Annotated in this window: 16 protein-coding genes; 8 read left to right on the top strand and 8 right to left on the bottom strand. The window is 57.7% G+C overall.

From position 1 onward, the window contains the following. Window positions 1–156 precede the first annotated feature (156 nt). Both acuI and AC1RKH_RS22305 read left to right on the top strand, forming a co-directional pair. Window positions 157–1140 carry an acrylyl-CoA reductase (NADPH) gene (gene acuI, locus AC1RKH_RS22310; protein ID WP_493064163.1) on the top strand — a complete coding sequence of 328 codons (984 nt, stop codon included), beginning with the start codon at window positions 157–159 and terminating at the stop codon, window positions 1138–1140. 18 nt (window positions 1141–1158) lie between these two features. Further along, window positions 1159–1617, top strand: a complete 459-nt coding sequence (locus AC1RKH_RS22305; RefSeq protein ID WP_493064164.1) for a GyrI-like domain-containing protein — start codon at window positions 1159–1161, stop codon at window positions 1615–1617. On the opposite strand, the gene ada is transcribed toward AC1RKH_RS22305, so the two are convergent. The 5 genes from ada to AC1RKH_RS22280 form a co-directional block, all read right to left on the bottom strand. Continuing rightward, window positions 1572–2675, bottom strand: a complete 1104-nt coding sequence (gene ada, locus AC1RKH_RS22300; protein ID WP_493064165.1) for a bifunctional DNA-binding transcriptional regulator/O6-methylguanine-DNA methyltransferase Ada — start codon at window positions 2673–2675, stop codon at window positions 1572–1574. The two genes, AC1RKH_RS22305 and ada, sit on opposite strands and share 46 nt — an antisense overlap. 85 nt (window positions 2676–2760) lie before the next feature. Continuing rightward, entirely contained in the window at window positions 2761–3423 is a 663-nt protein-coding gene (alkB, locus tag AC1RKH_RS22295) for a DNA oxidative demethylase AlkB (protein WP_493064166.1), read from the bottom strand. 4 nt (window positions 3424–3427) lie between these two features. Next, a complete protein-coding gene (locus AC1RKH_RS22290; protein WP_493064167.1) occupies window positions 3428–4204 on the bottom strand; it encodes a 2OG-Fe(II) oxygenase in 777 nt (258 codons plus the stop codon). A gap of 145 nt (window positions 4205–4349) precedes the next feature. Continuing rightward, a complete protein-coding gene (locus AC1RKH_RS22285) occupies window positions 4350–4520 on the bottom strand; it encodes a hypothetical protein (RefSeq protein WP_493064168.1) in 171 nt (56 codons plus the stop codon). 35 nt (window positions 4521–4555) lie between these two features. After that, a complete protein-coding gene (locus AC1RKH_RS22280) occupies window positions 4556–4858 on the bottom strand; it encodes a DUF1883 domain-containing protein (RefSeq protein WP_019690029.1) in 303 nt (100 codons plus the stop codon). Window positions 4859–5069: 211 nt separating this feature from the next. Here AC1RKH_RS22280 and AC1RKH_RS22275 point away from each other — a divergent pair, with 211 nt between their 5' ends. Both AC1RKH_RS22275 and AC1RKH_RS22270 read left to right on the top strand, forming a co-directional pair. Beyond that, complete coding sequence (locus AC1RKH_RS22275) at window positions 5070–5426, top strand: hypothetical protein (protein ID WP_493064169.1); 357 nt, start codon at window positions 5070–5072, stop codon at window positions 5424–5426. 136 nt (window positions 5427–5562) lie between these two features. After that, on the top strand, window positions 5563–5793 hold the full coding sequence (locus AC1RKH_RS22270; protein ID WP_123424855.1) for a hypothetical protein: 231 nt from the start codon (window positions 5563–5565) through the stop codon (window positions 5791–5793). 21 nt (window positions 5794–5814) lie between these two features. On the opposite strand, the gene AC1RKH_RS22265 is transcribed toward AC1RKH_RS22270, so the two are convergent. Together AC1RKH_RS22265 and AC1RKH_RS22260 are read right to left on the bottom strand one after the other, a co-directional pair. Beyond that, on the bottom strand, window positions 5815–6096 hold the full coding sequence (locus AC1RKH_RS22265) for a hypothetical protein (protein ID WP_123424854.1): 282 nt from the start codon (window positions 6094–6096) through the stop codon (window positions 5815–5817). Window positions 6097–6243: 147 nt separating this feature from the next. Beyond that, entirely contained in the window at window positions 6244–6432 is a 189-nt protein-coding gene (locus AC1RKH_RS22260; RefSeq protein WP_123424853.1) for a hypothetical protein, read from the bottom strand. Window positions 6433–6687: 255 nt separating this feature from the next. Between AC1RKH_RS22260 and galU the strand changes: the two genes are divergently transcribed. From galU to ahpF, 4 genes are all read left to right on the top strand, one after another. Then, the gene (gene galU / locus AC1RKH_RS22255) at window positions 6688–7527 is read left to right on the top strand and encodes a UTP--glucose-1-phosphate uridylyltransferase GalU (RefSeq protein WP_123424852.1); all 840 of its coding nucleotides are present in this window, start codon (window positions 6688–6690) and stop codon (window positions 7525–7527) included. A 130-nt stretch (window positions 7528–7657) separates the two neighbouring features. After that, window positions 7658–9016 carry a glutathione-disulfide reductase gene (gene gorA / locus AC1RKH_RS22250; protein WP_493064170.1) on the top strand — a complete coding sequence of 453 codons (1359 nt, stop codon included), beginning with the start codon at window positions 7658–7660 and terminating at the stop codon, window positions 9014–9016. A gap of 508 nt (window positions 9017–9524) precedes the next feature. Next, on the top strand, window positions 9525–10088 hold the full coding sequence (gene ahpC / locus AC1RKH_RS22245; RefSeq protein WP_123424850.1) for an alkyl hydroperoxide reductase subunit C: 564 nt from the start codon (window positions 9525–9527) through the stop codon (window positions 10086–10088). Window positions 10089–10371: 283 nt separating this feature from the next. Continuing rightward, window positions 10372–11934, top strand: coding sequence for an alkyl hydroperoxide reductase subunit F (gene ahpF / locus AC1RKH_RS22240; protein ID WP_493064171.1), 1563 nt, complete (start codon window positions 10372–10374; stop codon window positions 11932–11934). 191 nt (window positions 11935–12125) lie between these two features. Here the strand turns inward: ahpF and gloA are convergent, their stop codons facing one another. Then, window positions 12126–12647: a lactoylglutathione lyase gene (gloA, locus tag AC1RKH_RS22235; protein ID WP_493064172.1), complete on the bottom strand. Its 522-nt coding sequence runs from the start codon at window positions 12645–12647 to the stop codon at window positions 12126–12128. Between the last annotated feature and the right edge of the window lie 120 nt (window positions 12648–12767).

Here is a 12767-nt window from a genome sequence, read left to right as displayed (position 1 = left end):
TTTTGTAACAGGAGTCGCCGCCACAAGGATAGTGGCCTTTAGGCGCAGGTGAAGAGCAAAAAAACGTAGCCCTCGGTCATGGCTTTTTTGTGCAACGGCTGCGAAGGTGTTCGTTCGGGCTCGCCCTTCGACTAACGATCAAGTCAGGAGACAACCATGTTCAACGGCATTTTGATTGAGAAAGATGACAGCGGTTACCGCGCCAATCTCCGGGAAATCGGCGAAGATCAGTTGCCCGACGGCAATGTCACGGTTCGCGTGGCGTACAGCACGCTGAACTTCAAGGACGGCCTGGCGATTACCGGTGCAAGTCCCGTGGTACGCAAATTCCCGATGGTGCCGGGGATCGATCTGGCAGGTACGGTCGACGCCAGCAGCCATCCGGATTTCAAGGCCGGCGACAAGGTGTTGCTCAATGGCTGGGGCGTGGGTGAAGGTCATTGGGGTGGGCTGGCGCAGAAGGCGCGGCTCGATGGCGATTGGCTTATCCCGTTGCCTGCGGCGTTCACCGAGGCCCAGGCCATGGCGATCGGCACGGCCGGTTACACGGCGATGCTGAGCATTCTGGCACTGGAGCGTAACGGCGTGACCCCGCAGCAAGGTGAAGTGCTGGTCACGGGCGCCAACGGTGGCGTCGGCAGTTTCGCCATCGCACTGCTGGCCAAACTGGGTTATCGGGTGGTTGCCTCCACCGGCCGCACCTCGGAACACGCGTACCTGAAGCAACTGGGTGCCAGCGAGATCATCGACCGCGCCAGTCTTTCCGAACCGGGCAAACCGTTGGCGAAGGAGCGTTGGGCGGCGGTGATTGACTCGGTCGGCAGCCACACCTTGGCCAACGCTTGTGCCAGCACTCGGGCCAATGGCACCGTGGCCGCATGCGGTTTGGCGCAAGGCATGGATTTTCCGGCGTCCGTTGCGCCGTTCATTTTGCGCGGCGTCACCTTGGCCGGGATCAACAGCGTGACCCAGCCCAAAGCCAACCGCATCGTTGCCTGGGATCGTCTGGCCAAGGATCTGGATTTCGCTTTGTTGCCGCTGATCAGTCATGAAATTGGTTTGAGCGAAGCGATTGAAGCAGCGTCGCGGTTGCTGGCCGGCCAGTTGCGTGGTCGGGTTGTGGTGGATGTGAATCGTTAACTACGGAGGAATTGTTCCATGGATTTGAAGCAACTCGAGATTTCACCATTCCGCGTGTCGGGACTGCGTGTACGTACGCTCAACAGTGCCGAGCAGCAGGCAACTACCGCCAGAATCGGCCCGATGTGGCAGCGATTTTTTGTCGATGGGCTGTTTGACAAGATTGCCAACAAGAAACCGGACTCACCGGCTTACGGGGTGTACTCCAGCTATGAGTCCGATGCCTCGGGATCTTTCGATGTGATGGCCGGGGTGGCGGTCAGTGAAGCCGCCCCCGGTTACGAAACCATTGAGGTGCAGGGCGGCCAGTATCTGGTTTTCGAGGCGAAGGGGGCGATGCCGGGCAGTGTGATCGAGGCGTGGGGCAGCGTCTGGGCGTATTTCGAAGCCAATCCGCAGGTCAAACGCCGATTTGTCACCGATTTTGAAGCCTATACCGGCCCTGAGTCAGTGGCAGTACACATCGGCATTTTTTGAGATTGGGTTTCCCACGCAAGCAGTTGACGCTTGCGCTCCACACCCCAGCGATAACCCGAGAGGTTGCCATCGCTGCGCACCACTCGGTGGCAGGGAATGGCCACTGCGAGAGTATTGGCGCCACAGGCCTGGGCCACGGCCCGGAAAGACTTCGGGGCGCCGATGCGTTGGGCAATTTCGGCGTAACTGGCAGTGCTGCCCGCCGGAATATCCCGCAACGCCATCCACACCCGCTCCTGAAACGCCGTGCCGCGCACATCCAGCGGCAAGTCCAGGCCAAGCGCCGGGGCTTCGATGAAACCCACCACTTTGGCAATCAGTTGTTCGAAGTCATGGTCGGCGCCAATCAGGTTGGCTTGGCGGAACTTGTCTTGCAGGTCGCAGACTAGCGCGTGGGGATCATCCCCCAAAAGGATTGCGCACACCCCGCGTTGACTTTGCGCCACCAGAATCGCCCCCAGCGAACATTGACCGACGGCAAAGCGGATGTCGGTGTTCTGGCCCGCGGCACGGTAGTCGCTGGGCTTCATGCCGAGCAGGTGGTCGGCTGACTCGTAGAAGCGGCTGTTGGAATTGAAGCCTGCGTCATACAGCGCGTCAGTCACCGAGCCTGCGACCTCCAGGCGCTGACGAACCTTGCGTGAACGCTGTGCGGTGGCGTAACCCTTGGGCGTCAGGCCGGTGACCGCTTTGAACACCCGGTGAAAGTGGAAGGCGCTCATTCGCGCGGCTTCTGCCAGCTCGTTCAAGCTGGGCAACGTCTCGGCGGACTCGATCTGCCGGCAGGCTGCTGCAACCAATGTCGCGTGCTGTGCGGCGAGATGGGTCTGGTCTGCCGCCGCGCGTTTGCTCGGGCGATAACCGGCAGCCTGAGCCTGTTCCTCGGTGTCGAAGAACTCGACGTTTTCCGGTTTCGGCAGGCGCGCCAGGCTACTGGGGCGGCAATAGATCCCGGTGGTTTTCACCGCGTAAACAAATTGACCGTCAGCACGCGGGTCGCGAGCCAGTACCGCGGACCAGCGGGGGTCTTGCTCTGTGGTGGGTTTGGCAGTGGTCATGAGGTGTTACCGGTTGAAGGTTCAGTTCAGCCTAGCGACTGCGGGCGATGCGGACACTCCGGCGCTTGCGGTCAAACTCCGGGTTTCATCCCGCGGTGCGGAACGTGAAGTTGATCCGTTGTGCGCCCAATCGTGAGTGATGACCTTCCTTGAGCGGCAGCACGCCGTGATAACGCAAGCGATCCACGCCGCCCCATACCACGATGTCACCGTGAAACAGCGGCACTCGCTGACTTTTGTCGCTACGCGCAAATCCCCCGAACAGGAACATCGCCGGCAACCCGAGGGACACCGAAACAATCGGCGGCTCGTAGGAGCGTTCATCCTTGTCTTGATGCAACGACATCCTGGCTCCCGGTAGATAATGGTTGATCAGGCACGCATCGGGCTCAAAGTGCTGGAAGCCGGCTTCTCGTGCGGCTGCCTGTGCCAGCTCCCGAAAGACCTCTGGCATGGCCGGCCAAGGCTCACCGCTGACAGGATCGATGCGAGTGTAGCGATAGCCGCTGCGATCGGTGGTCCAGCCCAGCGTGCCGCAGCTGCTCAAGCCGACAGACATGGTGAAACCGCCAGGGGTGATCATTTGCCGAAACGGTGCGGCCAGTAAAATCTTCTCCAATGCCGGCAGCAATCGCTCCACCCAGGGCAGGGCGAAGCCTCGGAGAACGAAGGATTGTTCGCCGATTTGCTCGGTCCTGGCCGGTTGCTGATCTTCGCCGGCAAACAGATCGAAGGTGGCTGGGGGCATCGCGTTACTGCGCATCGTGAAAGATCACTCCAAGGGTATGCCGTTTGCCGCTGTGCAGGCGACTGACACCGTGGCGCAAGTTAACCCGGTAATAACCGCGAACACCTTTGACCGGGCGCTGATGCACGGCAAAGATCAGCGCATCGCCTTTCTCCAGGCTCATCACCATGGGCCGTGATTGCATCCGCGGGCGCTGTTCGGTGAGCACGAACTCTCCACCGGTAAAGTCTTCGCCGGGGGCTGACAGCAAAATCGCCACTTGCAGCGGGAACACATGTTCGCCGTACAGATCCTGATGCAAACAGTTGTAGTCCTGCGGACCATATTGCAGCAACAGCGGCGTAGGGCGCTCCTGTCCTGCGTCATGACAGCGTTGCAGGAAGGCTGCGTGCTCCATGGGAAAGCGGCTGGGCAAGTCCATCCGTTCATTCCAGAGGTTGGCCAGCGGGACAAGCCTTGGGTACAGCGTGCCGCGCAGGCGAGCAACGATGCCAGGCAGCGGGTATCTGAAATACTTGTATTCGCCGCGCCCGAAACCATGCCGGGCCATGATCACTTGCGAGCGGAAAAGCGCAGGCTGAGCGTAGAGTGCGCTGAGGTCTTCACATTGCTCAGGGCTCAGCAGTCCTTTGATCGTCGCGCAGCCGTCCCGGTCGAGGTCTTGCTCCAGGGAAGGCCAATCCAGTGCATTGATACGCGAGGTCAGAGAGTGTTCGGCGATCGCACAGACGCCGTCGATATAACGCGCTACGGGGGCGTTGTGCTGCGAAGAAGTGGGCATGTTCCGGCTCCTGAACTCAAGGTTGAGGTTTGCCAGTCTAGGGAGCTCAAGGGTGGGCGACACTCCGGTGCTTGCGGTCGAACTCCGGAGTGGTTGTCGAGAAGCTTTCAGGGCGCATAATATCATCCGCCCTTGCTTGTCAGCGTTACAGCGCTTTGCTCACGCTGATATCGCTGATGATGTCTGACGTATCGCCATGAATGGCGGCGAGCGCGGCCTTGGCCTCTGCTTCGGTGCCATTCTCAAGCTGGGCGAATTCGAAGCGACGCTCGCCGTTGAGTTTGTATTTGATGACGTATTTGGTCGTTTGAGCCACGGTCGTACCTGTCTGTCGCAGTGCGGGCTGGGGCCTCAGCTGAGTTTCGAGCTGGACCGACGGATGATTTTGATCGAGTGAGTCAGGGTCGGTTTGCGGGTCACGCTGATCGGCCGGCGGTTGACCGTGTCGATGGTGATGTTCCAGAAACCGGTGCTTGGCGCGGTGATCTTCGCAGGGAAGGTGTCGAATGCGCCGCCGTGGTAGGTGTGACGGCCGCCATTCTTGAAACTGCGAAAATTGGCGTCGTTCATCAGGCGGATGTTGCACATTTGGGAGCATTGAATGACGACAATGTCATCTTCGTTGAGGTGCTCGCGCTGGTGGATAAATTTCATTGGGGCGCCTCCAGAAGGGCTTTTTCTACAAAATCAAAACGATAGCATGGGCAATGACGCAGTTTATCAGCACGAACGGTTTATTATTGGGCTGCCGCAGGCTGCTTTGACAATTAAAAACAGTTATTCGGGCTTTTATGAGTGATAAAGCAGCGGTCCCCGGAGAAAAACAGTATTTGTGCTGTCGGAGGGTCTTTATCGGAGGATTTGTATGAAGTGGGGCGTTTTGGTGCTGGCGTTGGCGATGAGTGGTTGTGCGACAGTCTCGGACATTAGTCAGACGCTGCCGACCATGAATGTAATCTCGGGGAAAAAACCTCAAGCGTATGCCGACTGCGTGGCCAAGCATTTGGCCAGTACCCGAGGGGCTGTGCAAATGGAGCCCTACAACAAGGACGGCGTCCGGGTCATTGTTGCGGGAAAACTGTCTGCGAGTCCGGCTGCAGTGTTTGACATCGAAGAGCGATCCGGCGGAAGTAGCATCAAGCTCCACGAAAGTATGTCCAATGTGCCAATTCGGCCTGGAGATGTGCAGGATGCGGCCAACAAGTGCATTTCCGGCTCATAGTTTTTTTGGCGATTCCCCCTCGCTCGCTGAGTTTGAAATTAGCTGATTGACCGTATCGTCCGATAAACTGTCGTCGATCAGCAGGAATGCCGTCCAGTCTCGGGCTTGGACGGCATTGTCATTTTTGGAGTGGCCAATGAAGCGAGAGCAAGTAAGAGAGCGGCATGCAGAGGGGCACATCTCTGCGACCCATGTGATTCAAAATCCGGCAAACTCCGGCGAATGGATTGTGTTCTTCAAGAAAAGTGCAGGGCGCAGCTTTTTCCTGGTGGATGAAAACGACGAGGTCGAATCCTTCAGTCGGCTGGACGATTTGATCGAGACGGTGCGTGGCCTGGGGATCAAATTCGCTGAAATTCACATGTAACGGCCAACAACGTTTTGCCGGTTACTTGCACACCACTACGACACTGCGGCTCTTGAAGTTGCCAACATCGACGCCCAAGGTCTTGTCGCTTTCCTTGGTAGCTGGCGTGCCATCGGTGCCAATAATCCGATAGCCGGTTCCGGCGCAGGACGCATCAGCCATTTCATAGCATTTGGCCCACGAATTGGCTTCACCCGAACAGTCGATCGACAGGCCTTGTTCGCCGTTATCCAGATAGGTTTTGGACGCGGTGGCGCAACCGCTCAAAGCCAACACCGCAATCAGAGCCAGATATTTTTTCATGGAATGGTCGTCATCGAGTGAAAAGGGTGAAGAGGGCACGAGTCGCCCTGCAGCGAGATGCTATAGCGAACAGCCATGTCGGTACAGGCAAACACCAAAAAGCCCTGCACGTTGGCAGGGCTCTCCAGAGACCCTGGGAAACGCGCGTTACTCAGGCTTGGCGCCGCGCCGCTTGGGTGCGGGCGGGGTGTCTTGCAGCACCGAGGCCACTTCAATCGCCAATGCTTCTGTGGGGAAGGGCCCGGCGATGTTTTCGCCACTGGTGCTGTCGACCCACCATTGGCCATCTTTGGCCTGATTGATCAGGTAACCGTTCACGCTTTTTGCTGCCGACATCTATCTGCCTCGTTGGCTGGTTCAGTCGCGCAATGATAACTGGAAAAGTGCCGGGGTGCGTTCACTGGTCTAAAGTGAAGCCTTTGCGTTGTTCCGTACGCGTTAGCCTGGAGGCTAATCTGTGTCGCTGCGGAACTATCCGCTGGAATATTTCTCTATGATGGCATCGGTTAGCCAGTGTGGGGCATTGTAAGGTGCTCGCCGCCTGATTAGACTGCGCCGAAACTCGTACACACAGCCCTTTTAAGGACTTTTATGATCAAGAAATGCTTGTTCCCAGCAGCCGGTTACGGTACTCGCTTCCTGCCAGCGACTAAAGCCATGCCTAAAGAAATGCTGCCGGTGGTGAACAAGCCACTGATCCAGTACGGCGTTGAAGAAGCGCTGGACGCTGGTTTGACAGAAATCTCCATCGTTACCGGTCGTGGCAAGCGCGCCCTGGAAGACCACTTCGACATCAGCTACGAGCTGGAAAATCAGATCAAAGGTACTGACAAAGAGAAGTACCTGGTCGGTATCCGCAAGCTGCTCGACGAGTGCTCGTTCTCCTACACCCGTCAAACCGAAATGAAAGGTCTGGGTCACGCGATTCTGACCGGCCGTCCATTGATCGGCGACGAACCGTTCGCGGTCGTTCTGGCGGACGACTTGTGCGTCAACCTGGAAGGCGACGGCGTACTGACCCAGATGGTCAAACTGTACAAACAGTACCGTTGCACCATCGTCGCGATCCAGGAAGTCGACCCGCAGGAAACCCACAAATACGGCGTAATCGCTGGCGATCTGATCGGTGATGACCTGTACCGCGTCCGCAACATGGTCGAGAAGCCAAAGCCGGAAGATGCTCCATCCAACCTCGCGATCATCGGTCGTTACATCCTGACTCCGGACATCTTCAAGCTGATCGAAGAAACCGATCCGGGCAAAGGCGGCGAGATCCAGATCACCGACGCCCTGATGAAACAGGCGCAAGACGGTTGCGTGATTGCCTACAAGTTCAAAGGCACGCGTTTCGACTGCGGTGGCGCTGAAGGCTACATCGAAGCAACCAACTTCTGCTTCGAACACTTCTACAAGACTGGCAAGGCTTACTAAAAGCGCTTCGCTGTTTTGTTCTGAAAAGCCACCTTCGGGTGGCTTTTTCATTTTCCGGCCCCATGTAATTCGCAGCGCTGACCGAGAAAGCTGCAGCGGGTATGCTTGTGGCCTGCCGAGGAGATTGAAAATGGCCTACGATTTTGACCTTTATGTGATTGGCGCCGGTTCCGGTGGTGTACGAGCAGCGCGCTTCGCTGCAGGTTTTGGCGCGAAAGTGGCAGTGGCCGAGAGCCGTTATCTGGGCGGGACCTGCGTTAATGTTGGTTGTGTTCCGAAAAAACTGCTGGTCTACGGGGCGCATTTCGCCGAAGACTTCGAGCAGTCGCAGGGCTTTGGCTGGTCGTTGGGCGAGGCGAATTTCGATTGGGCAACGCTGATTGCCAACAAGGATCGCGAGATCAATCGTTTGAACGGTATCTACCGCAACCTGCTGGTCGGAAGCGGTGTGACCTTGCATGAAGGCCACGCGAAAATCGTTGGCCCGCATGAGGTCGAGATCAATGGCGAGCGGCATACCGCCAAGCACATTCTGGTTGCCACGGGCGGCTGGCCGCAGATCCCCGAGATTCCGGGGCATGAGCACGCCATCAGCTCCAATCAGGCATTTTTCCTCAAAGAGCTGCCCAAGCGCGTTCTGGTGGTCGGCGGCGGCTATATCGCCGTAGAGTTCGCCGGGATTTTCCACGGGCTGGGTGCTGACACCACGTTGTTGTATCGCGGTGAACTGTTCCTGCGCGGCTTTGATGGTTCGGTGCGCAAGCATTTGCAGGAGGAGCTGACCAAGCGCGGGATGAATCTGCAATTCAATGCCGACATCGAGCGCATCGAAAAGCAGGCCGACGGCAGTTTGAACGTGACCCTCAAGGATGGCCGCGAGTTGCAGGCGGACTGCGTGTTCTACGCTACGGGGCGGCGTCCAATGGTCGACAACCTGGGGTTGGAGAACACCAGGGTCACGCTCGACAAGAAAGGCTTTGTCGAAGTCGACGAGCAGTATCAAACCGCCGAGCCGTCGATCCTGGCGATTGGCGATGTGATTGGTCGCGTGCAACTGACGCCGGTAGCCCTGGCTGAAGGCATGGCGGTGGCGCGTCGGCTGTTCAAGCCTGAGCAGTATCGTCTGGTCGACTACAAGATGATTCCCACGGCGGTATTCAGCTTGCCGAACATCGGCACCGTTGGCCTGAGTGAAGAGCAGGCCAGGGAAGAAGGCTATGAGGTACAGATTTTCGAAAGCCGTTTCCGGCCGATGAAGCTGACCATGACCGAGTGCCAGGAGCGCACGCTGATGAAATTGGTGGTGGACGCCAAGACCGACAAGGTTCTGGGTTGCCACATGGTCGGTCCGGAAGCGGGCGAGATCGTTCAGGGCCTGGCGATTGCCTTGAAGGCTGGCGCCACCAAGCGCGATTTCGACGAAACCATCGGCGTGCATCCTACTGCTGCCGAAGAATTCGTCACCATGCGCACGCCGGTAGCGGGTTAATCGTCCTACAGTGCTTCTGACGCTGCGTCTGGCTCCGCATTAATGGCGGACGCCAGATGCAGCGCTTCCAAGGCTGGCTTCGGCTTTTGTGGCCCGCAGTTCCAGATCCTTGGTGAACACCTCAGATCAAATGTGGGAGCGAGCCTGCTCGCGATGAGGCCAGCACATTCAACTTCAAGGCTGAGTGTGAAACCGCTATCGCGAGCAGGCTCGCTCCCACAGTGCGGCGTGGGCCCATCGCAGTGTCTGGGATTTGAAATCGTTGATGAGTTATGTGGGCTGGAAGGCTGTGAAGTCTGCCATGCGCTATGGTGAAGCCAGCCCGTTTCTCGGGATACCCCCGTATCGCTGAAAAGGCTGTTGGCGAATAAATACGGTTTTCTTCTATTGATAGTGCTGGCTAATAGCGAAAACCAATTAGCAGCATCAGGTTTGCCAATGAGCCATCAGGCGATCGGGTGGGTAGGATTCACCTCATCAACTTTTCAACCCTGATGGAGAATCAACGATGCCTATCATCAACAGCCAAGTAAAACCATTCAAAGCTACTGCGTACAAAAACGGCGACTTCGTCCAAGTGTCGGACGCCGATCTGAAAGGCAAATGGTCTGTCGTGTTCTTCTACCCGGCTGACTTCACCTTCGTTTGCCCAACCGAGCTGGAAGACCTGGCTGACAACTACGATACGTTCCAGAAACTCGGCGTAGAAATCTACAGCGTGTCGACCGACACCCACTTTGCCCACGCTGCATGGCACAACACCTCGCCAGCAATCGGCAAAATCAAGTACACCATGATTGGTGACCCGACCCACGTGATCTCCCGCAACTTCGACGTGCTGATCGAAGAAGCTGGCCTGGCAGACCGTGGCACCTTCGTGATCAATCCGGAAGGCCAGATCAAAATCGTCGAGCTGAACGACGGCGGCGTTGGCCGTGACGCTTCCGAGCTGCTGCGCAAAATCAAGGCGGCTCAGTATGTCGCTGCTCACCCAGGCCAAGTCTGCCCAGCCAAGTGGAAAGAAGGCGAAGCCACCCTGGCTCCGTCCCTGGACCTGGTCGGCAAGATCTGAGTCTGTGAGTCGATCGAGGGCGATGAGCTCTTAAGCACGTAAACCGCATCGCCCCAAAAAACGCCTGGGCGAGTTGGTCGCCTGTGTGGCGAGTTCTGTTAGTCAATTTCGGATGCCGGCAGCCCATATCCTGCGTTGCCGCTCCTCCCCATAGCGGGCTATGAGTCGTCGCGGCGCCTTGGCTCTGGACTTCCGGCATCCGAACTTGATCTAACGAACTCGCCGTACAGGCGACAGCCCGGGCGTTGTTTTTTCTACACTATTCAAAATGGAAATCGCCCGTATGTTGGACGCCAATCTTAAAGCTCAGTTGAAGTCATACCTGGAACGGGTCACCCAGCCGATTGAGATCGTCGCCTCCCTCGACGACGGTGCGAAATCCCAGGAAATGCTCGCGTTACTCAAAGACATTGCCAGTCTTTCCCAGCAGATTACCTTGCTCGACAACGGTACCGATGCACGTAAGCCATCGTTCTCGTTGAATCGCCCGGGAAGCGATATCAGCCTGCGTTTCGCCGGTATCCCCATGGGCCACGAATTCACTTCGCTGGTATTGGCCTTGCTGCAAGTCGGCGGTCACCCTTCGAAGGCCAGTAGTGAGGTGATCGAACAGATCCGCTCGCTCAAAGGCGAGTTCAACTTCGAGACCTACTTCTCGCTGTCGTGTCAGAACTGCCCGGACGTGGTCCAGGCGCTGAACCTGATGGCGGTGCTGAACCCGAACATCCGTCACGTCGCCATCGACGGCGCGTTGTTCCAGGACGAGGTCAACGATCGTCAGATCATGGCCGTACCAAGCGTTTACCTGAACGGTGTGAACTTCGGTCAGGGACGCATGGGCCTGGAAGAAATCATCGCCAGGATCGACACCAGCGCCATCGAGCGTCAGGCCGAGAAAATCAGCGCCAAAGAAGCCTTTGACGTGCTGGTCGTCGGCGGTGGTCCGGCCGGTGCTTCGGCGGCAATCTACGCCGCCCGTAAAGGCATTCGTACTGGCGTTGCGGCCGAACGTTTTGGTGGGCAGGTGCTGGACACCATGGCCATCGAAAACTTCATATCGGTACAGGAGACGGAAGGGCCGAAGCTCGCTGTCGCGCTGGAAGAACACGTCAAGCAGTACGACGTCGACATCATGAACCTGCAACGCGCCGATAAGCTGCTGCCGGGCAAGAGCGGCGAGTTGCACGAGATCAAATTCGCCAGCGGTGCTTCACTGAAAGCCAGGACCGTGATCCTTGCGACCGGTGCTCGCTGGCGTGAAATGAACGTCCCGGGCGAGCAACAATATCGCAACAAAGGTGTGGCGTACTGCCCGCACTGCGACGGCCCGCTGTTCAAAGGCAAACGCGTTGCGGTGATTGGTGGCGGCAACTCGGGCGTCGAAGCGGCCATCGACCTGGCCGGTATCGTTGCCCACGTGACCCTGCTGGAGTTCGACGTGCAGTTGCGTGCCGACGCGGTGTTGCAGCGCAAATTGCACAGCCTGCCAAACGTGACTGTCATCACCAGCGCCCAGACCACTGAAGTGACCGGCGACGGTCAGAAGGTCAACGGGTTGCGTTACAAGGATCGTCAGTCAGGCGAAGTCTTGAGCGTCGAGCTGGAAGGGATCTTCGTGCAGATCGGTTTACTGCCGAACACCGATTGGCTCAAAGGCACCATAGAGCTGTCGCCGCGCGGCGAGATCATCGTCGACAACCGTGGTGAGACATCGATACCGGGTGTGTTCGCTGCCGGTGACGTAACGACCGTGCCGTACAAGCAGATCGTGATTGCGGTAGGCGAGGGTGCCAAGGCATCGCTGAGCGCTTTCGATCACCTGATTCGCACGTCTGCACCTGCGTAAACGTCAACGCTGAAAACACAAAACCCCATGAGCGATCATGGGGTTTTGTGTGTCTCACACAATCCAGATGATGGATTGATCTTTGTGGGAGCGAGCTTGCTCGCGATGGGGTCATCACATTCAACATCCATGTTGAATGTCAGGGCGCTATCGCGAGCAAGCTCGCTCCCACACTGGATTTTCGGTGAGCTTTACAACGGTGCCGGCTGAATGATTTCAACCCAGTACGCATCCGGGTCCTTGATGAAGGCCAGGCTCTTCATGCGGCCGTCGTTCAGGCGTTTCTGGAAATCGCAGCCCAGGGCTTCGAAGCGCTCGCACGCGGCACGAATGTCTGGCACCGAAATGCAGATATGGCCGAAACCGCGAGGGTCGGTGTTGCCGTTGTGGTAGGCGAAATCCGTGTCGTTCTCCGTGCCGTGGTTGTGCGTCAGCTCAAGAATGCCGGGAATCGATTTCATCCACTCGGTGCGTGCGGCGGCGTCGGCCGGGATCTGGTTTTTATCGACCAGCGCCAGGAAGTACAGGCTGAACTCGGCTTCCGGGAAATCGCGCTTTTCCACCAGCGTAAAGCCGAGGATGCGCGTGTAAAAGTCCAGCGACTTGGTGATGTCCTTGACCCGCAACATGGTGTGGTTGAAGACGAATTGTTGCGTGGCGGTGTCAGGTTGGGCGGTAACGCCGGGGAACGTATTCAGTTCGTGCAGGCTCATGGGCCCTCCGGAAAGCAGTTTTGCAGTGCGCCAATGATACGCAAGGGCCCGCGTTGCGCCAAAGCAAAACCTTCAGCTATTGCCTGGTGGCGTGGCTGGGCTCAGACTTTAACGCTCGCC

The organism is Pseudomonas sp. GW822-FHT06B12 (assembly GCF_058799675.1).
Note: the sequence above shows the minus strand (reverse complement) of the source record. Positions and strands in the feature narration are given on the sequence as shown.